The sequence below is a fragment of the Moritella marina ATCC 15381 genome (genome assembly GCF_008931805.1).
Classification (GTDB): Bacteria; Pseudomonadota; Gammaproteobacteria; order Enterobacterales; family Moritellaceae; genus Moritella; species Moritella marina.
In genome coordinates, this window is sequence record NZ_CP044399.1 from 331,587 (window position 1) to 352,982 (window position 21,396).

16 protein-coding genes are annotated in these 21,396 nt (G+C 41.4%); 9 read left to right on the top strand and 7 right to left on the bottom strand.

The genetic code is table 11. The features are described from left to right. The first annotated feature begins 62 nt into the window (after positions 1 to 62). Positions 63 to 965, top strand: coding sequence for a DUF4344 domain-containing metallopeptidase (locus FR932_RS01610; RefSeq protein ID WP_019440926.1), 903 nt, complete (start codon positions 63 to 65; stop codon positions 963 to 965). Here the strand turns inward: FR932_RS01610 and yfbR are convergent. Beyond that, positions 962 to 1,540 (bottom strand): 5'-deoxynucleotidase, encoded by a 579-nt coding sequence (yfbR, locus tag FR932_RS01615; RefSeq protein ID WP_019440927.1) that lies wholly within the window; start codon positions 1,538 to 1,540, stop codon positions 962 to 964. The genes FR932_RS01610 and yfbR overlap by 4 nt on opposite strands. 206 nt (positions 1,541 to 1,746) lie before the next feature. Further along, positions 1,747 to 2,964 (bottom strand): pyridoxal phosphate-dependent aminotransferase, encoded by a 1,218-nt coding sequence (locus FR932_RS01620; RefSeq protein ID WP_019440928.1) that lies wholly within the window; start codon positions 2,962 to 2,964, stop codon positions 1,747 to 1,749. Positions 2,965 to 3,201: 237 nt separating this feature from the next. Between FR932_RS01620 and FR932_RS01625 the strand changes: the two genes are divergently transcribed. Genes FR932_RS01625 through pabC form a run of 4 tightly spaced genes read left to right on the top strand, consistent with a single transcriptional unit; the run spans position 3,202 to position 6,024 of the window. Continuing rightward, a complete protein-coding gene (locus FR932_RS01625) occupies positions 3,202 to 3,654 on the top strand; it encodes a PaaI family thioesterase (protein WP_019440929.1) in 453 nt (150 codons plus the stop codon). 58 nt (positions 3,655 to 3,712) lie between these two features. Then, a complete protein-coding gene (locus FR932_RS01630; RefSeq protein WP_019440930.1) occupies positions 3,713 to 4,516 on the top strand; it encodes a glycerophosphoryl diester phosphodiesterase in 804 nt (267 codons plus the stop codon). A gap of 2 nt (positions 4,517 to 4,518) precedes the next feature. After that, positions 4,519 to 5,169 (top strand): HD domain-containing protein, encoded by a 651-nt coding sequence (locus tag FR932_RS01635; RefSeq protein WP_019440931.1) that lies wholly within the window; start codon positions 4,519 to 4,521, stop codon positions 5,167 to 5,169. A 27-nt stretch (positions 5,170 to 5,196) separates the two neighbouring features. Next, positions 5,197 to 6,024 (top strand): aminodeoxychorismate lyase, encoded by an 828-nt coding sequence (pabC, locus tag FR932_RS01640; protein ID WP_019440932.1) that lies wholly within the window; start codon positions 5,197 to 5,199, stop codon positions 6,022 to 6,024. 28 nt (positions 6,025 to 6,052) lie between these two features. On the opposite strand, the gene ppsR is transcribed toward pabC, so the two are convergent. Continuing rightward, positions 6,053 to 6,862 carry a posphoenolpyruvate synthetase regulatory kinase/phosphorylase PpsR gene (gene ppsR / locus FR932_RS01645; protein ID WP_019440933.1) on the bottom strand — a complete coding sequence of 270 codons (810 nt, stop codon included), beginning with the start codon at positions 6,860 to 6,862 and terminating at the stop codon, positions 6,053 to 6,055. 190 nt (positions 6,863 to 7,052) lie between these two features. Between ppsR and ppsA the strand changes: the two genes are divergently transcribed. Beyond that, positions 7,053 to 9,428, top strand: coding sequence for a phosphoenolpyruvate synthase (gene ppsA, locus FR932_RS01650; RefSeq protein WP_019440934.1), 2,376 nt, complete (start codon positions 7,053 to 7,055; stop codon positions 9,426 to 9,428). 150 nt (positions 9,429 to 9,578) lie between these two features. Here the strand turns inward: ppsA and FR932_RS01655 are convergent, their stop codons facing one another. Together FR932_RS01655 and FR932_RS01660 are read right to left on the bottom strand one after the other, a co-directional pair. Then, the gene (locus FR932_RS01655) at positions 9,579 to 10,427 is read right to left on the bottom strand and encodes a nitrate- and nitrite sensing domain-containing protein (RefSeq protein WP_240532383.1); all 849 of its coding nucleotides are present in this window, start codon (positions 10,425 to 10,427) and stop codon (positions 9,579 to 9,581) included. Between the two features lie 317 nt (positions 10,428 to 10,744). Next, entirely contained in the window at positions 10,745 to 12,568 is a 1,824-nt protein-coding gene (locus FR932_RS01660; RefSeq protein ID WP_019440936.1) for a formylglycine-generating enzyme family protein, read from the bottom strand. A gap of 312 nt (positions 12,569 to 12,880) precedes the next feature. On the opposite strand from FR932_RS01660, the gene ydiJ reads away from it, so the two are divergent. Beyond that, a complete protein-coding gene (gene ydiJ / locus FR932_RS01665; RefSeq protein ID WP_019628837.1) occupies positions 12,881 to 15,988 on the top strand; it encodes a D-2-hydroxyglutarate dehydrogenase YdiJ in 3,108 nt (1,035 codons plus the stop codon). Positions 15,989 to 16,180: 192 nt separating this feature from the next. Next, positions 16,181 to 17,389: a hypothetical protein gene (locus FR932_RS01670; RefSeq protein ID WP_019440938.1), complete on the top strand. Its 1,209-nt coding sequence runs from the start codon at positions 16,181 to 16,183 to the stop codon at positions 17,387 to 17,389. A gap of 126 nt (positions 17,390 to 17,515) precedes the next feature. On the opposite strand, the gene FR932_RS01675 is transcribed toward FR932_RS01670, so the two are convergent. Beyond that, positions 17,516 to 18,403: a D-hexose-6-phosphate mutarotase gene (locus FR932_RS01675; RefSeq protein WP_019440939.1), complete on the bottom strand. Its 888-nt coding sequence runs from the start codon at positions 18,401 to 18,403 to the stop codon at positions 17,516 to 17,518. Positions 18,404 to 18,487: 84 nt separating this feature from the next. Further along, the gene (gene gap, locus FR932_RS01680) at positions 18,488 to 19,501 is read right to left on the bottom strand and encodes a type I glyceraldehyde-3-phosphate dehydrogenase (protein WP_019440940.1); all 1,014 of its coding nucleotides are present in this window, start codon (positions 19,499 to 19,501) and stop codon (positions 18,488 to 18,490) included. Between the two features lie 543 nt (positions 19,502 to 20,044). Between gap and FR932_RS01685 the strand changes: the two genes are divergently transcribed. Continuing rightward, positions 20,045 to 21,367: a hypothetical protein gene (locus FR932_RS01685; RefSeq protein WP_019440941.1), complete on the top strand. Its 1,323-nt coding sequence runs from the start codon at positions 20,045 to 20,047 to the stop codon at positions 21,365 to 21,367. Positions 21,368 to 21,396: the final 29 nt, after the last annotated feature.

The window sequence follows — 21,396 nt, forward strand, 5'->3', positions numbered from 1 at the left end:
TTATTCACACTGCTGAAGTCAAACCGTGGTTGTCAATAGACGATAAACGCTGAGGGGAAGGGATGAAAGGTTATCAACGCGGGTGGTTATTCGCCATTACAGTCCTTTTTTCTAGCGTGAGTTTGGCTGCTGATAATGTCATTGTGCGTTATCTGCAGGCTCATGATGAGTTGTTACAACCTATTGCGAAAAAATTGCAGTCAGATAGAAGTATTCAAGACACCCTGAATTTAATGAGCTCAGAGTTTATTTTTCCGCAGCCATTAACGATAACCTTTGGTGGTGATGACGGCCCGTTATACGATCCGGCGACGAATGATATTCTCATCCCTTATACTTTTTTAGACGAAGTTGAGCAACGCTTCAAGGCGGCTCATGACGCGCGTGATGATAATGCTAAAATAGCTCCTGTGGCTCTTGATCAAACAGTGATGGATGTTGTTATACATACGTTATTCCATGAACTGGCCCATGCGTTAATCGCGAATCATGAATTACCCATTGTCGGTAAAGAAGAAGATGCCGCAGATAATTTAGCGGTAGTATTAGCGATAGAGTATTTTGAGAATGGCGCTGAAATAGCGATTAGCGCAGCAAAGCTGTTTTATCTAGAAGATAATGAAATAACTGAGTTTGAAGAGGCTGATTTCTGGGACGAACACAGTCTAGATCTACAACGTTATTACGCCACGCTTTGCCATGTTTATGGTAGTGATGATGTGAATTATGCATATCTGTTAGAAGATACCGGTTTCTCTGCTGAACGTGGTGAGTTTTGTATCAGTGAATATGACACCATCGCGAACAACTGGCTGACATTATTAGCGCCTTATATGACGCCTGTTACTGGTGACGATACAGGCGTAAATTTAGACAAAATACAGACAGTTTACCTGCTGAATAAATTACACGCCCGATCATCAAAATATAAAGTAGATAAACACTATTCTATTTACGGGTATTAATCCATATCATCAAACGGCTGACCAATACTCGGCAAGAACACATCAAGGAAATAACGGATCTCATCTGTCATACGCTCGTCTAATGCCGTTTGGCAGCGAATTTTAGCTTTAGAAAACTCATGATTACCGCAGCTTTCTTCTTCGATACACTTCATGTGTGCACATAAAATATCAGCATCTTTAACTAATTGTTTATATGTTGGATCTAGATCTGGCGTTGATAATAATGGCTCGTAAGCTTTTCTTAACTCTGTTGGCAGCATATCTAATAAGGTTTGCTCTGCAGCTAATTCAATCTTGTTATATTCACGAATAATGGCTTTGTTGTAATATTTTACTGGGGTCGGGAGATCGCCAGTTAACACTTCTGTGGTGTCATGAAACAGTGCCATTGATGCAGCTTTGTCTGGATCATAGCTTTTACCATAATAAGTATTCCCGATCAGCGCAAGGGCGTGGGCAACCATTGCGACTTGTAAACTGTGCTCAGCGATATTCTCGTGCGTGACGTTACGCATCAACGGCCAGCGGTAAATGAGTTTCATGCGGGCGAGGTGGGCAAAGAAATGGCTCATGATGTACTCCAAATTAAGAAAGGCACCTCATGACAATACAGGCTAAACAGAGGTAAGTCACCGGTTTCATTACTGTAGCATGCGTTTAGGGTAGGTGAAGCATTAAAACAAGCTGTATCTGTGCTTAAAGTCGATTAGATTTCAAAAACAATAAAGGCGCTAAATAGCGCCTTTATTCGTTATATATTATCTATAACAACAGTAAACTAATCCTGACGATAAGTCTTCAGGAAGTTAGCTAGCTTGTTAATCGCAATTGTTAACTCTTCAACGCGCGGTAGGAATACCACGCGGAAGTGATCGGGGCGACCCCAGTTGAAACCAGTGCCTTGTACAATCAATAACTTTTCTTGCTGTAGCAAATCTAAAGCAAACTTCTGGTCATCTTTGATGTTGTACATTTCCATATCAATTTTCGGGAACAGATACATAGCGCCTTTTGGCTTCACACATGTGATGCCGGGAATGTCATTTAACATCTTCCACGCTAAATCACGCTGTTCCAACAAACGACCACCCGGTAGGATCAATTCATTAATACTTTGATAACCACCTAACGCCGTTTGTATCGCATGTTGCATCGGTACGTTAGAGCACAGACGCATCGATGCGAGCATTTCCAGTCCGGCAATATAATCTTTAGCAAGATGCGTTGCACCGCTTAATACCAACCAACCAGAGCGGAAACCCGCAATACGGTACGCTTTCGACAAACCATTGAAGGTAACAATCAAAATATCTTGCGCTAGTGTACACATAGGCACATGCTCAACACCGTCATATAAGATCTTGTCGTAGATTTCATCTGCAAAAATAATCAGCTTGTTTTCACGGGCCACTTCAATCACTTCCAGCAAGAATTCTTTGCTGTATACCGCACCCGTTGGGTTGTTCGGATTGATTAACACAATACCTTTGGTATTCGGCGTGATCTTAGCTTTAATGTCATCCAGATCAGGATACCAATCAGATTCTTCATCACAAATGTAGTGCGTTGCTTTACCGCCAGAAAGGGTAATTGCTGCTGTCCATAGTGGATAATCTGGAGAGGGAACTAAGATCTCATCGCCATTATTGAGTAATGCCTGCATCGACATCATGATTAATTCAGAGACACCATTACCCAAGTAAATATCATCAATCGAGACATCCAGTAGACCTTTCTGTTGGTAATGCTGCATTACAGCTTTACGCGCAGAATATAATCCTTTTGAATCACAATAACCTTGGCTCAATGGCAGATTATGGATCACGTCTTTAACGATTTCTTCTGGGGCTTCAAAACCAAATGGGGCGGGATTCCCGATGTTTAATTTGATTACTCGATGACCTTCTTCTTCTAAGCGATTCGCTTCTTTTAATACTGGCCCACGTATGTCGTAACACACGTTATCTAATTTATGAGATTTTTCTATTGAGTACATCCCGTCTCCACCGCTTTAATTATGTTTATTGTTAATCTTTCTGTAATAAAAGTACCGTATATAAGGCATTGTTGGAAGTGATATTTGGCGATCTACACGATTTATTGTTGCGCTATTGTTAATTGATAAGATTCGGGTGTAACATTATCGGCAATAGTTACTGGATGACGGTAGTTTTGTGAGAATATTGTTGTAATACAGCAGTTAAATTAAATGTTGATTGAATAAGGAAAGATCATGAGCCAGCAGTTAAACCCAGCAAAAATGAGTGGATTAGAGATATTACAAGCAATGGCAGAGGGAATATTCCCACATCCTTCAATTTGCCACACAATGCCAATGCAATGTGTTGATTTAAGTGAAGGCCAGATCCACTTTAAAGTAAAAGCGGATGATCGTCATCTAAACCCAATGGGTGGGGTTCATGGTGGCTTTGCTGCGACGGTACTTGATTCCGTCACGGGCTGCGCAACACATACCACACTCGTTGCTGGTGAGAGCTATGGCACGGTCGATCTGAATGTAAAAATGGTGCGCCCAATCCCAAAAAATATCGAATTAAATGCCCAAGGTAAGGTATTAAACATATCTAAAACGGTTATTATCTCTGAAGGTGATATCCGTGGTGCAGATGGTAAGCTTTACGCACATTGTACTGCGACATGTGTGATCACCCGCCTTGCCAAGTAAAGTCTGTTTATAACTAAGATATAGCCGAGATAAGCCAAGATATAATCGAGATTAATTTATGATAAAGATAACATCTGAAATTATTGCCAATACATTTCAGTTTAATCCATCAGCCAGTGAAAAAGCCGGCAAGATGGTCATGGGGCATCGTGGTGCGTCATCTATTGCCCCCGAGAATACCTTAGCTGCATTTCAATTAGCCGAGGACAACAACGTGCCTTGGATTGAAGTTGACGCGGATATGCTCGGTGATGGCACAGTGGTTATTTGTCATGATGCCACGCTCGATCGCTGCAGCGATCATAATGGCTTATTACGGGATAAGACGGTGACGGACCTAGATAATATTGATGCCGGGGCTTGGTTCGGTTTAGATTTTGTTGGAGAACGTATCCCGACGCTGGTGGAGCTTATCTTATTCACCAACGAAACAGGCATGAACCTGAACTTAGAAATTAAGCCAGGGAAGGATAAAGCCACGACCGACCGTTTAATTGACGGCATTATTCGCGATATCAATCATCATTGGCAGGGAGGGCAGCAATTATTGATCTCCAGCTTTAACCATTTGTTACTCGCGGAGGTAAAACGTCGCGCACCAGAAATCAGCTTAGCGTGTTTATTTGCTTCACCGTTACCGGATGATTGGTTAACGTCGATGCAGTATGTCGATGCTGAATGTGTACATCCAAATGACAAAGGGCTGACCGAGCAACAGGTTCAGGCCATGACTGAGGCCGGCTATAGCGTCAATGTGTGGACTGTTAATAGTCTAGCGCGAGCGAATCAATTATATAACTGGGGGGTGACAGGCATCTGCTCCGATATTCCTCAACAGTTTCCACTTTGTTATAGGAATTGATAATGGAGCAACGTTTGGCTTTACGTTGGCAGACTTTACTGACGCAGCATTTTACCCAGTTGAGCTTGGCTGATATACAACAGTCTTGGTCTCGGTTGTTAGCACATTATCGCGAGGCGCATCGTCATTATCACGACCTTCAGCATATTGATGCCTGCTTTACTTGGTTTGATCAGGTGGAGGCGACATTAGATAATCCGTTAGCTGTGGCGTTAGCGATCTGGTTTCACGATATTATTTATGATGTAAGGCGCAGCGATAATGAAGAGAAAAGTGCCCAATACGCAGTGACTGCACTGACTAACTTTGTGGTATCGGCGACGTTAGTTCAACAAGTTTATGAACTGGTTTTGTTAACGCGACACCCCTGCAAACCAAGCCATGAGCTGACTTATTTAGTTAGCCAGCATGATCAGGCGTTATTTCTAGACATTGATTTAACCATGTTAGGGCAAGCAGACGCGATTTATGCAGGATATGAGAAGTCGGTTCGCGCTGAGTACCAGCATGTGCCATTATGGTTGTACAAATTTGGCCGTAAACGTTTGCTGAAGCAGTTCTTAGGCCAGCCAAAGATCTATTATTCTGATTATTTTACCGAAAAATTTGAAAACCAAGCCAGAGTGAACATACAATCAGTGCTTAAACTTTAATGTAAGACAATAACTTGGATGCATAAAATGATAATTAATGGCACCTCCAGTCAAGATGTTGCAATTGCCGACCGTGGTTTTAATTTTGGTGATGGACATTTTACCACGATCAAACTGACAGCAGGGCAAGCGCAGTTGTTCGATCTGCACATAGCGCGATTAGAGCAGGCGTGCAAAGTGCTAGCCATTGAGTTTAATCAATGGGACGTACTGACCGCAGCAATCACTGAGCAAGCGCAAGCATTACAGGAGGGCGTATTAAAGGTCACTATCACGCGTGGCGAAGGCGGGCGTGGTTATAGCGCGATTGATTGCAGCAGCGCAAATTGGTATTTACAGCATCGAGCGATCCCGGCTCAGTACTGTGAGTGGGCTCGCTCAGGCATTGAATTGATGGTGTGCGAATATCAACAAACGGTCAACCCAGTACTGGCCGGATTAAAAACCTTGAATCGACTTGATCAAGTCATGATTAAGCAAGAACTTGATGCCAATAGCATGGCTGATGGATTGGTGTGCTCGACAGAAGGTTATCTAATAGAAACCTCTGTCGCGAACGTATTTTGGGTGACAGCCGGTAAAGTCTATACCCCAAGCACAAAACGCAGTGGTATTGAAGGGGTGATGAAAACGCATGTTTCCAACTTGTTGGATAGTCTGGGTGTTGAGCTTGAAACAGGACATTATACTATTGATGAAATGCTTGTTGCGGATGAAATATTTATCACAAATTCAGTCATGGAAGTCGTGCCGGTTAAGCGTATTATGACGCCTGATTTGAGTATCGATGTGTGTTATGAAAAACCCTACACGCTTAGTCAAATGATAAAGCGTGTAGTTAAATGGCGTCGTTAGATAGATTGTTAGTTAAGTGGCGTCGTGGTTAAAAAATACGGCGTTTCAACCCTTTCTTGTCTAATATCTTCGTGGCGATCTCTTCAACCGAAAACGAAGTACTGTTAATGAACGGGATCTTTTCACTGCGATACAAGTATTCCACTTCTGCAATCTCTAACTTACATTGACGTAAAGACGCATAAGTACTGTTTGCAAGACGTTCGCTACGAATGCTTTGCAACCGCTGTACATCAATCGTTAAGCCAAATATTTTATGTTTATTACGCTTTAATTCTTTCGGTAGCGTTAGCTCATCCATGTCATCGGCAATAAATGGATAGTTCGCAGTCTTAATACCAAACTGTAATGCCAGATATAAACTGGTTGGTGTTTTACCACTACGCGACACACCCACTAAAATCAAATCGGCATCATCATAATCTTTACAGGTAATGCCATCGTCGTTTGCTAACGCATAATTTACTGCGTCAATACGGGCATCATAAGTATCCAGTTTTAAGCTGTGGGTACGATGCGATTTTGGCTCTGCCTTGATATTTAGTTGCTCAGAAAGTGGCGCAACAAATGTACTCAAAAAGTCGTGAGAATGGCCTTTATTTGATTCGATTATTGTCCTTATTTCAGATGAAACTATCGAATGAAACACTAGTGGCTTTTGTCCTGTTTTCGCGACATGTTCGTTGATTTTTTGAGTGACGTTTTTTGCTTTTTCTTCGGTCTCAATAAAGGGAAAAGTATGCTGATCAAATTCGATCGGAAATTGGCTTAGAAGCGCGTGACCAAAGACTTCAGCAGTGATCGCGGTGCCATCAGAAACATAAAAAACAGTTTGCATTTACTCTATCCTTTTCATAAACAGATGAAATTTTCTAATTAAGTATCTTACATTGAAATTAATAGCTGTGTATGATTAAAAACACTAAGGAAAGCAAGATGATTATTTTGCATTGATAATATGTGAGCAATATCGAATATCGTTCACAATTAAAATCATTTTTGAGATAGATTAAATCTGGAGAACTGCCGTGATAGAGTACGTAATTGGTTACGAAAAACTTGGAATGAACGACGTTGAACGCGTTGGCGGCAAAAATGCATCATTAGGTGAAATGATCAGTAATTTAGCAGGCGCAGGCGTGCAAGTTCCTGGTGGTTATGCAACTACCGCGGATGCGTTTAATGAGTTTTTAGAGCAAAGTGGTGTAAATGACCAAATTTATACACTTTTAGATAATCTAGATGTTGATAACATTGCAGCGTTAACAGAAGCTGGTGCGAAAATTCGCCAATGGATCATCGACACACCTTTCCAACCTGAATTAGAAGCCGCTATTGCTTCAAGCTATGAAATTCTAGCTGGCGAAGCTGGCGAGCAAGCATCATTTGCTGTTCGTTCTTCGGCAACAGCTGAAGATATGCCAGACGCTTCATTTGCTGGTCAACAAGAAACATTTCTAAACGTACGTGGTTATGACAACATCATTGTTGCAATCAAACACGTATTCGCATCACTATTTAATGATCGTGCAATCTCTTACCGCGTGCATTCTGGTTATGACCACCGTGGCGTGGCATTATCTGCGGGTATTCAACGCATGGTACGTAGTGATGAAGCATCGTCTGGTGTGATGTTCTCTATTGATACTGAGTCTGGTTTTGAAGATGTGGTATTCATTACCTCTTCATACGGTCTTGGTGAAATGGTTGTACAGGGCGCGGTTAACCCTGATGAATTTTATGTTCATAAACCAACGCTTGCTAAAGGCAAACCTGCTGTTGTACGTCGTAACATTGGTAGCAAACAGATCCAAATGATCTACTCTGCTGACGAAGGTCATGGCAAGCAAGTTCAAATCGTTGATGTTGAAGCAAGCAAGTCTCGCCAGTTCTCTATTACTGATGAAGAAGTAATGGAACTAGCGAAACAAGCTGTGATCATCGAAAAACATTACGGCCATGCGATGGATATCGAATGGGCGAAAGATGCAATCGATGGCAAGATTTATATCGTTCAAGCACGTCCTGAAACAGTACGTAGCCGTGAAGATAAACAAGTGATGGTACGTTTCCACTTAGATGCAAAATCAGCTGTTATCTCTGAAGGCCGTGCGATTGGCGGTAAGATTGGCGCTGGTCCTGCTAAAGTAATTTCATCAATTGACCAAATGGATGAAGTGCAAGAAGGCGACGTATTAGTAACAGACATGACAGACCCTGATTGGGAACCTATCATGAAACGTGCTTCTGCAATCGTAACAAACCGTGGTGGCCGTACTTGTCATGCTGCAATTATTGCACGTGAAATGGGTATCCCTGCTGTTGTTGGTTGTGGTAACGCGACAGATCTTATCGTTAATGGCCAAGAGCTAACAGTATCTTGTGCTGAAGGTGATACTGGCTTTATCTATGAAGGTATCTTACCGTTCCGTGAAACGTCATCTAAAGTGGATAACCTACCGGAAATTCCAGTTAAAGTAATGATGAACGTGGGTAATCCTGATCGTGCATTCGATTTCGCGGCATTACCAAACGAAGGTGTTGGTCTAGCGCGTCTTGAATTCATTATTAACCGCATGATCGGTATTCACCCGAAAGCATTGCTTAACTTTGATAAGCAATCGCCTGAGCTACAAGCTGAAATCAACGAAATGATTGCGGGTTATGAATCGCCAGTTGAATTCTACATCGCTAAATTACAAGAAGGTATTTCAACGCTAGCAGCGGCGTTCTACCCGAAAAAAGTAATTGTGCGTATGTCTGACTTTAAGTCTAACGAATACGCTAACCTGGTTGGTGGTGAGTTCTTCGAACCTGAAGAAGAAAACCCAATGTTAGGTTTCCGTGGTGCATCTCGTTATATCTCTGAAGATTTCCGCGATTGTTTCGCCCTAGAAACAGAAGCAATGAAACGTGTTCGTAATGACATGGGTCTGACTAACGTTGAAATCATGGTGCCATTCGTGCGTACATTAAGCGAAGCGGCTTCAGTCATCGATTTGCTCGCTGAGCATGGCCTGAAACGTGGTGAGAACGGTTTACGCGTTATCATGATGTGTGAAGTACCATCAAACGCTTTACTGGCGGACAAGTTCCTACAGTACTTCGATGGCTTCTCAATCGGTTCAAATGACTTAACGCAATTAACATTAGGTCTAGATCGCGATTCAGGTATCATTTCTCATCTGTTTGATGAACGTAACGAAGCCGTGAAAGTATTACTGGCAATGGCGATTCAAGCGGCTAAGAAAGCGGGTAAATACGTGGGTATTTGTGGTCAAGGTCCTTCAGATCACGAAGACTTCGCTGCATGGTTAGTTGAACAAGGTATTGATAGCGTATCACTTAACCCTGATACAGTATTAAGCACTTGGTTATACCTAGCAGACAAACACGCTAAATAAACCTTGAACCACTCGTTATAGCAAGTCTGTAAAAGGTTTGGTAGAGCGTCTTGTAGAAAGCCCCAGTCATTATTATGACTGGGGCTTTTTTTTACTTTCATATCTGAGTTGGTTGGTTTTTGGATATTGTTTTACCGGAGGCTTACTTTGTTAAGACGGATGATTTTCGGTTGTCGATATATGTAGTTTATATTCCACATTATTAAGTTGTTCGTCAAAACTGGCTAATATCATATCAATGGATTCGGTGGCTATATTAAAAAAATGACCGGCTTTGATTGTTGGCCTTGTGATAATAATTTCGTTATCGATAACTTTAAGTAAGTGGGATATTTTAAGATGATAATCTTGGTTTTGTTGGATGTTAATGCTTTGCTCTAATGACTGACACAGATAACTAAGGCGTATACGCTCTGCTCGTGTACATATTTTTGCTGCTGCGATACCTGTACCAAGTGCACGAATTTGGGCGATGCTTTCTGCGGTAAACAATAACTCCTGCCATAAAAACTGAATTGACTCACTATGCGTGTTGTTGAGCTTATGTAGCTTAGTCGCAAACGCAATATCATCGATGAGATAGAGTAAATTGAGTACCAGTTTATTGTGTTGCTCTAGATTATTGCGTACGTGGAGATTAGTGCAATCAACGGCTAGTCGCTGCCAATGATCTAACATAGCTTGCCAGCGATCATGCGCCAATAAACCGGGGTAATTATCACCAATGTCTTGTTGGATCGCATCAATAGAATCTGCGAGCTTTTTTAGTCGTGGTTTTAGATCTTCCTCGCCGTGCAATACACCATTTGATAGACCCCGATGTTGCTGAACGCGAGTCAGTAATTTACGAATCGTATTCAATTTAACTAACCCGTCAATTTGTAATTGCTGACGACATTGCTTTTGCTTTTGCAAGATCAAAAATAAGTAAGCCAAACAGCATAAGGCGAGTAAGACGACTGTACTAGTAAAAAATAAGGTTGAATGTGATGTCATCATAAATGCCTTAATATCCCTTCGGGTATAAGTAGTTAAGCAATTATGGTACCAGCTTAGTCTGGATTTATTTCGGCTTGATGACCGCCTGATTACAGTGGGGTTACAGGGGCTTATACAGGAACTTACACAGGGGGATAGTCTATTTATGACATGCTAACCCTAGAATAACCGCACCAACATAGGGCGGAACTTATTGATTATCCCTAACATGGTGAATTGCTGGTTTATTTTTGGAGTCGTACAAAAAAGCCCGATGTGTAGCATCGGGCGTTTTAGTGATATTTTAGTCAATATCTTTCAAGGTTCTTTAGCTAATGTTAGTTATCGCGTAGTGCTCTAAAGCCTACATAGTTAGCGCGAAAATCGGGTTTTAATTCTAAACGCACATCAACCTGTGCAAGCTTTGGCGCGAAGTTCCAAGCGCCGCCTCTTGCGACTAGATTATGTCCACTAGTCAGTTCCCAAACGTTACCTACGGTGTCGTATAGGCCAAATCTATTGGCTTTAAATGATTTTACCGGTGCGGTACTTTTGTTCGACCACTGGCTACCACAATAAGCGCAATTGGCTTTTGAGTTACCAGCATCGTTACCCCACCAGTAGCTGTAACTACTCCCAGCTCGCGCTGAGTATTCCCACTCGCCATTGTTTGGCAAACGGTATTTTTGGCCTGTTGCTTTTGATAACCACGTTAAGTAAGCATTGGTATCGGTAGAATTAACGCATACCACTGGATGTTCATCGGTTTGTGAAAACCCAGGCTGACGCCAGTTTAAGTCGGCATTGTATGTCTCTTTCCCGTCTACATATTCAACACAACCATTACCTGATTCTGCTGCTGTAGTGTAGTGACTGGCAGCAACAAAACGTTTGAAATCAGCAACCGTGATCGGGTTTGTACCCACAGAGAAAGCTTTAATTACTTGTTCGTTAGCTTGATTTTCGCTAGCGGCTAATTGACCACCTGGTACTGAGATTAATTCTGGACCACGTTCACCTGAGGCTAAAAAATCTTGTACTGTCTGACCATTTTTTAACGACATGCTCGCTTTGACTAACTCAGCTCTGATCATCGTATTACTTCTTAGTTTTACGCTTTGCTCAAAGTTAATGTAGTTTGGTTTCTTGATCTCGATATGGTGAGCACCCGGTGACAACATCACTGATAATTTGGTTGAACCATAGCTAACGCCATCAATAAAGACTTCATCATCATATTGGTTAGAACGAATAGTCAGTTCGTATAATGTGCCTTTATCTAGGTTTGTTAAATTCTTTTTAGCTGATGGAGCTTGTTCTGCGCAGTAACGAGTCGAGATGTTTAATAGATTACAAGCTTCATTTTTTGGTAATACGCCTTGCATTGTTAGCTGCATCGTTGAGCTATATGTACCTTGGCCACTAAATTCGCTCGTTAGTACCTTATTGCCTAGCAATTTAACATGCGCGTTAGAATTAATCTTATGCTTATTGACTAGCTTAGCTTCTGTTACTGAGCTAAATAGGTTGTTTAAATAAGTCTTTGACGCTTTTTGCTTACTCAATAGATTACTGCGAGTAATACATTTAGAAAATGAAGTTTCCAAATCACAGCTTACACTTTGGCTGACGTTGTGAGATTGAGTCTTCTGCATTTCATTAGTCAGACGATTAATACGTGAAATATTGATTTCTTCACTGATTGTTTCACGTTGATTTAACAGTCTAACGCGTTCAATATTTTTGTCTGACAGCTGTTTATTTAGCTGGGCTAAGCTCGCAACTGAATCTTTAATAAGCTGTTTATTTTGCTGTTGTTGCTGAATTGCCTGACGATAGTCATTCTGTGATGCACTAATGTCTTGCGTTGGGTTATCAATCATTAGTGCATACTGTTCATTCATTTCTGCCAATGCTTTAGCTGTTTGCCCTACAAGTGCTTTTCCTTGCGTTCTTGTTTGCGCTAATTTGGCTTTTTCGAGTGCGATATTGTCATTGACCACTGCAAGTGATGTGATAAATGCGCTGTATTCTGATTGAATACTTTTGAGCTCGGTTTTTAAGCTGTCTACAGTGTTTTTTTGTTTTTTTATTTCAGTGGCTTGAGCTGTGTTTCCAAGTAGTACACAGCTGGTGGCAAGGGCAATTAAAGCAATGCGCATTTGTTTATTTCCTAATAGATGCTTATTTGATGTTATAAAACACGGATTCTGTGTTACATCTTGTAATTACCCACATGTCAGATGAGTATATTATTTTTCGCCCATGTTATTTGTTCAGGGCCAAAATCGCAAGCAAACAGGTCACATATTTGGTCTAAGTTTGAGTAATTTATGTAGATGTTCATTATGTATATTAACGGTATTGGCATTTCACTTATAAGTGAGATCAATTTAGCCTTTATCTATAGGCGATGAATTAAATCACTCATGTTATAATGCATTTAGTTAAAAATTGTCACAAGGGAATGGATGATGATCCCCGAATTAAGTTATCAGGATGCAGTAAAATCAGAATACCTCGCTTTTTTAAGCGCATTAGAGGTGAGTGAATTTAGTGGTGATATTGAAAAGTCGTACGCTAGTCGATTAGCCGTCGCGACAGATAACAGTATTTACCAGTTATTGCCGCAAGCTGTAGTATTGCCCCGTAATCATCAAGATTTGATGATAATGACAGCCTTGTCATTACAAATTGAATTTCAAACGGTTACCTTTTCACCGCGTGGTGGTGGTACCGGTACCAATGGCCAATCACTGACGGACGGCATTATTGTCGATATGTCACGCCATATGAACAACATTATTGATATTAATGTTGAAGAAGGCTGGGTACAAGTGCAAACGGGCGTGGTGAAAGATCAGCTCAATGAATTCCTTAAACCGTATGGTTTCTTTTTCTCGCCTGATTTATCGACCAGTAATCGTGCCACTATTGGCGGCATGATTAACACGGATGCGTCGGGTCAAGGCTCATTGAAATATGGAAAAACCAGTGATCACGTATTAAGTGTATCGGCGGTATTAATGGATGGCTGTGAATTAATCACAGCAAGTCAGTCTAGTGAGGTATTACAAGAAAAAGCACAAGCACAGAGTGACAATTATCTGGGTAACGTGTGCCATCAAGTGATTGATACCATCAGTCATAAACAGCAACAAATTACAGATACCTTTCCAACATTAAACCGTTTTCTGACTGGTTATGATCTTGTACACCTCTATGATAAAAACACCGATGAATTTGATTTAGGCCGTATTCTTTGCGGTTCTGAAGGTTCGCTGGCATTTATTACTGAAGCTAAATTGAGCTTGACGCCAATCCCTAAATTCCGTTGTCTGGTGAATGTGAAGTATGACAGTTTTGATTCTGCGCTGCGTAATGCACCGTTTTTAATTAAAGCTAATGCTTTGTCGGTTGAAACCGTTGACTCTGTGGTATTGAACCTAGCCAAACAAGATATCGTTTGGCATTCGGTTAAATCATTGATTACCGATGTACCAAACAAAGACATGCAGGGCATTAACTTTGTCGAATTTGCCGAAGATGATGGTGACATTCAACAGCAAAAAATTACAGGGTTAACTGCGGAGCTTGACCGTCTAATGGCTGCGGGCGAAGCGGGGGTGATTGGTTATCAAATTTGTGAGCAATTATCGGATGTAATGAAAATCTACGGTATGCGTAAAAAAGCCGTAGGTTTGTTAGGCGCCACGAAAGGCCAAGCAAAACCGTTAGCATTTGCTGAAGACACGGCTGTACCGCCTGAGCACTTAGCGGATTATATCGTGGAGTTCAGAGCGTTATTAGACAGCTATAAGTTACATTACGGCATGTTTGGTCACGTCGATGCGGGTGTACTGCATGTGCGTCCTGCGCTGGATATGTTAGATCCACAACAAGAAGTTATCTTACGGGAAATATCCGATAAGGTTGTGGCATTAACGGCGAAATACAAAGGCCTGATGTGGGGCGAACACGGCCGCGGATTTCGTTCTGAGTATGGCCCTGAGTTTTTTGGTGATGAACTATTTACTGAGTTACGTAAGATCAAGGCTGCCTTCGATCCGGATAACCGTCTCAATCCAGGTAAAATATGTACGCCTATCAGCAGCGATGCTGCGCTGGTATCAGTTGACGCGACTAAACGTGGCGCTTACGATCGCCAAATCCCAGTGACAGTACGCGAGAGTTTCCCACAAGCAATTGACTGTAATGGTAATGGCTTGTGTTTTAACTATGATACCAAAAGCCCGATGTGTCCGTCGTTTAAGCATACCGGTGATCGCCGTCATTCACCAAAAGGCCGTGCTGGTTTAATGCGTGAATGGTTACGTCAATTATCTTGCCATGAAATGACTGAACATGAATTAGGCCAACAACTCACGAACCAGCAAGTGGGGGTCGCGACGTTCACTACACGATTAAAAAATAGTTGGAATAAAGCCCGGGGTCGTTATGATTTCTCGCATGAAGTGATGGACGCGATGCAAGGCTGTTTAGCGTGTAAAGCTTGTACTGTGCAATGTCCGGTTAAAGTTGATGTGCCTGAATTTAGGTCACGCTTTATTGATCAATACCACAGTCGTTATTTACGTCCGGTGAAAGACTTTGCAGTAGGCTATTCTGAGAGTTATACGCCGATGATGGCGAAGATGCCGAAGTTCTTTAATTTTTGGTTAGGTCAAGATTGGCTACAAGCTGCGACTAAGTATACGATAGGCATGGTGGATATTCCGTTATTAAGTGTACCGACTTTATCGGAGTCACTACGTGGCCATTATGCTCAAAGCTTTGACTTAGCGTTTTTACAGCGATTAAGTAAGGCAGATAAAGCCAAGCATGTATTGGTTGTTCAAGACCCATTTACCAGTTTTTATGAAGCTGAGTTAGTGCAGACATTTGTGGCGCTGATTGAAAAGCTTGGTTTGAAACCGGTGATCTTACCGTTTAAACCCAATGGTAAACCACAGCATGTAAAAGGTTTCTTAGCTAAATTTGCTAAAACGGCAGCAACGGCTGCAGAGTTTTTGAATGAGCTACAGCAATTAGGTATGCCGATGGTCGGTATTGAACCTGCATTAGTGCTGTGTTATCGCGACGAATATAAACAAATATTAGCGGATAAACGCGGTGACTTTAACGTTCAGCTTATTCAAGAGTGGTTGTTAACAGATAATGCCCAAGCGTACCTGGCTGAAGCGATTAATGGGCAATCGATTGGTCGTGAGGTGATTGATGGCAAGGTGTCAGCAGCACCGTATTACCTGTTTGCACATTGTACCGAAAAAACCAACAAGCCAACCGCAGAACAAGAATGGCAACAGGTATTTAACGGTTTTGGTTTAGCGTTAGATACGGTGGCGACGGGTTGCTGTGGTATGGCGGGTAGCTTTGGTCATGATGCCAAAAATGTTGATGCATCAAAGTCTATTTACAGCCAAAGTTGGAAACACGCGATATCCCAACGTGATGCTTCACGTTGTTTGGCGACGGGCTACTCTTGCCGTAGTCAGGTAAAACGGATGGATAAAGTACGACTTAATCATCCTGTTAAAGCGCTACTGGACGCATTGAATTAATCGTCATTAAGTATGGGTAGTATTAGGAATGTAAATAATACTACTCATGCCTTCTTCCTGCTTAGTATTGAGCTAAGTGCTGTTTTCTAACGCCTTGTCGCATTTATCCTGACTCAGACCTCCATTTGCAATATCAGCCGCGTATGCTGTTCTTGTTAATTCCAGTCTGTCTCGAACAAAAGGATGATGTTCATGCTCACTACATTACCAGTCAAACGTCAGTTACTAATGCAATGCCAATTATCTAAGCCACGACAATTCAAACTATCGCTTAAACTGTCAGGGATAATACTGGCAACGAGTTTATTTTCGGGCTGTGCCACCTTGTCCGAGTTTACCGATAATCGCGATAGCTTTACACTGTCAGCCGCTGACTCAGAAGAAATGAACGCGGTAAATGCTGCAATGAATGCGGTAGAGATATTGTATCAACGCGGTAATAAACAAGATCTTGCTTATTACGCACCCAGTAATTTTGGACTTGCGTTAAATAAACGTGAGAAATTGCTGAGCATGTATGAGAATTATTCACCGAGTGGCGGTAGCTGGTTTTCAAGTTCGGGCAGTGAAGATATTGAAACCGAGTCAGAACTGTTTGTGCAACGTATGAATAAAGCATTTCAAGCTAAACTCCTTACTGAACCGTTATTAGTGGTGATGCGTGATCATGATGAATTTATTCAAAGCATTGATGTTGATGGTTTTGAAGATCGCGTTGGTAAATTGCGTAATTCGACGACTAAGTTTGCTGCTTTAATTGAGAGTCGCGGCACGGGATTAGGCCTAGAGCATCAAAAAGTAAAGTTAGAGCGTGATTATAAGAGTCTTGAAGTCGATATGATAAAACGTAAAGTCCTGCGTTTACCAACATCTGAGTTTAATTCATTAGATCAGGAACTTGTGCCTGAAAGCTATAATAAAGCTTTAAATGCATTATATAGTTTAGAGCGCTTAGTTGAAAAAGATCCTCGTGATAATACGGCAATCCAACGGCAGTTAAACAATACCTACATTCAAATAAAACAAGCGGCGAGTATTGCTAAAGAAGTTGTCTGGGTTAAATCAAGAATTGAAACATCGGCAGAACGCGTTGTGATCAATTATCGTGACCACCTAAGTTCATTGAACAGTTATTTAGGGACGGAAGAGTTAACCGCATTGGATTTTCAGTCACAGGTGAGTGGTATCAAAGATGCTGTGGCATCGAAAATTTCACAGAAAGATGAAGATAAAATGCGTAAAGACCAAAATTTACGTCGCCAACTTGCAGAGCTAGGTCGTTTGTTAACGGGCCAAGACATGAGTAAATACAGCATTGCTCAGCAGATCGATAATCTTATTTTTGCGGCGCGCTCATTGGTTGATGAAAGTATGGATGCACCGCTGGCGCAACGATACTGATTTTCAAGATGAACACTGCGATATAAGTCAGACGTTCATCTTGAAATTGCATCATTCTATTAATAATGTCAGTACTCTTTCAATAACGACAGCTCTTCATCAATAATGACAAAACGCGATCAATAATTACAGGGCTGTCACACTGAGTCTAGTTGTCAGTGTATGACTTTTCCCTGGTGCAACCGTCACTGCCTTCTTACCTATAATGGCAGGTTCTAAACAGAACATAGTTTGGTAACCGTCATCGGGCATATCTACAAATGCTTTAGCACCTACTTGCCAAGGGTTCCAAACGACCATTGCATTATTCCCCTCGTTATTGATATCAAGCTTACGCTGAAATAGATTATCTTCTAAGGTAATTGTCGAAGCTGGATGTTCACAAATAATATCCACATCACCGGTTAATACACGCGGTACTGGATTTTGATTATCTAAACCATGTACTTGTACTGCATCGGGCTGCGAAATTTGCAAGTAACTGTGTAATGCACAGCCATAGTCAAAGCTGGTATTGCCTGTATTTGATGTCGTGAGGTTAATTGTTAACGACTCACTGATAATGAACTCGGCGATGAGATTAAAGTCATGCGGCCATAATCTTTTCATTTCAGGGCTTGATGTTAGCTGTAAACGCAGTGTACAAGTGTCGTTATCACTGTGAGTATCGAGTAATTGCCAATGGTTATTACGTGCAAAGCCGTGAGATGGGTAGTCTTTAGTTTGTGCAAGAGGTTGTACCGTTGGGCTTTCATTTGCTGGACCAAACCAAGGCCAGCAGATAGGTACGCCACCACGGATCGCTTTTACACCATTAAAAATAGCATTATCACTCATCCAGATCACTGGTGCTGAATTTGCAGGGGTAAAGCTAAGCAGGTGAGCTCCAAATAAGCTGATACGTGCAACCGCTTTAGGATGCGTAATATGCAGGTATTTAAGGCCGTTACTTGTGACTAACTGAATGTGTTCAGTTAACTTGATTTGATCTGTGATTGTATCGCGATATGACATAAAGTCCCCAACATAGAAAAGGCGACCTGATGGTCGCCTTTAGCATTATAAATCAATTAACTTAGATTATTTAATCTAGTTTGATTATTTAGCGCTCATAAGTAGGATAGCGTTATCTAACATACGGTTAGAGAAGCCCCACTCGTTGTCGTACCAAGACATAACTTTAACAAGTTTACCTTGAACTTTAGTTTGAGTCGCATCAAAGTTAGATGTGTGTGCATCGTGGTTGAAATCGATTGAAACTAGTGGTTCGTTATTAACAGCTAGTGCACGCGCTAGGATTGGATCCGCAGCTACTGCATCAGTGATAAGTTGGTTGATTTCTTCAGGAGAAGTATCACGGCCAGCTTCAAAAGTAAGGTCAACTAGAGATACGTTGATTGTTGGTACACGTACCGCCATACCTTGGAATTTACCTTGTAGTTCTGGAACTACTAGGCCAACTGCTGCTGCTGCACCAGTGCTTGTTGGGATCATGTTCATTGCCGCTGCACGTGCGCGGTATAGATCTGAGTGATAAACATCTGATAGACGTTGGTCATTTGTGTAAGCATGGATAGTCGTCATCATGCCGTTAACGATACCAACGTTGTCGTTTAAGATTTTAGCAATTGGAGCTAGGCAGTTAGTAGTACATGAAGCGTTTGAAACAACAGTCATGTCAGCAGTGATTTCGTCTTGGTTAACACCGTAAACGATAGTTGCATCTACATCTTTACCTGGTGCAGAGATAAGTACTTTCTTAGCGCCTGCATCAAGGTGTACTTGACATGCAGTTTTGCTTGCGAAGATACCAGTACATTCTAGTACTACGTCAACGCCTAATTCAGCCCAAGGTAAATCTTTCGGGTTGCGTTCAGAGAAAGTCTTGATACGGTCGCCGTTGATGATTAGTGCTTCAGCATCAAAATCAACAGTACCTGGGAAACGACCGTGTGCAGTATCATATTTAGTTAGGTGAGCGTTGATTTTTGAATCACCTAGGTCGTTGATTGCAACGATTTCTAGATCTTGTTCTTTACCACCTTCGTAGAATGCACGAAGTACGTTTCTGCCGATTCGACCATAACCATTGATTGCTACTTTAATTGTCATAACTTGTATCCATTAAATTAAATGTAAGTTTGAATTAATAATCTTGCTTGGTTGTAAATTTACAAGATTTTGATAAAAAGACAAGAATAAATACCAAAATGTATGCGTTGAATCACAAAATGTTGCAAATTTACGAAAATAAACTGATTTGGGTCACTTTTGACTATTTATTTGTTCTATTTATTACGAGTTTTTGCAAAAACTAAATAACCGAGATCACAAATTAAGATAATTAACGGCTATGTTGGCATGAATATTTCCCTGTGACGTGATTTAGTTTCACCTGAATGTAGTTTTAGTTCTGACTAAGTGTTTTATTTTTATCGTATTTTTAAATTTAAAAATTAAATCAGGATAATTTGTTTAAATCATACCAATATTCGCTTTCATGGAGTATAGACAAGGATGGCGTATCGACAACATGTAAAAACGATCAAGCATTCGGGAATACACAAGATGACGAGCCTATTCTGATGTCCGGTGATCTCGCATCTTGATATTGATTCGGTATAATAGCGCTAGGTTCACTATTTAAGGTGTCAAATGACAGCACAACATATTCTGCAATTAGGCCAAATGCTTGGTCTTAGCTGCACTGAATTAAATGCCAATGGCGATGAGCAAGCGTTACCTATTACGTTAGTTACACAAGCATTGGCTGATTTTGGTTTTACAGATGAGTTAGCGCTAAAACTAGAAGAAGAAATTAAGCAATTTTGGTTACGTGCATTACCTCCCGTTATGATTGCGGATGAGTCGGCAATGATACAATTTGATCTGCACTTGCCGATTGAATTTGTGACTGAAGATTTAATCTGGGAAGTAAGAGCAAACCAAGTTGTTATTGAAACAGGTGAATTTACGCCAATCGAATGGTCGTTAAATGGTATTTATCATTTACACGATATGGAAATGCAAAGCTATCAAATCAGCCTTGAGCAGCCGCTCGCGGTGGGTAGTTATCACTTAGTGATCCTTGACCAGGGGAGTGAAGAACCGTTAGGCGAAAGTTGGATCGTTAATCCACCTGCGACTTTAACGCCAACTATTGTTACTGCATTGCCGACGAAAACGACAGCGTTACCAACAACAGAATCTGTGCTGAACCAGTTATTGACTTATACGCAGCCTAGTTTAGCGACTACCGTTATAACGGGTTCTACTCCACTTGTACAACAATTACAGCAGCAGTTTAATCACGATAAAGAACAGGCTGAATTTGCCTTAACGTTGAAGACTGTCATTGCTGGCGCTTCACCGCTGCAAACGTATTTAGCACAATACTTAACTGCTTATGCTACTGACGGGCTAACAGCGACACACCAAGAAACACAAACCGTTGAATGGCAAGCTGCACACAGTGATGGCTATGCATTTTACTTATGGCTTGTAGTGACGGCCAATAATACGTTGACTGGTAAGGCATCATTACGCAGTATGGATTTTGCGATTGACGCCGCAAATACCGGTTCATTTGCTCACTGGTTGTTAGCTGACTATCAATTAGCACATTGTCAGCTCGATAACGTATTGGCAGGTGTTGTTGATCAAGGTACCGTAAATCATGGCATTAACAGCTACAAGTTACGTCAAGATGGCTATGCTGCATTCCGTGCTTTAGTTGATTTCACCACTATGCAATCTGCGGGACTTTTACTTAATCAGCCGTTATCGATTATGCAGCAGTGGTTAACTATTGGTGACGCCGGCATTTGGCAGAATCATGAATTCAATGAATTGCTCAGTATTATTCTATTGAGCTGTGAGCGTCATGCTTGTGCTTGTTATTACCAAGCGGATGACGAATTGCCTGCAGAGCTAACGGCTTATTTAGACGCGCGTGGTATTCAACCGTTATCCCTGTAGTGGTGTTTAACTGTAAATGGGTTTTATCG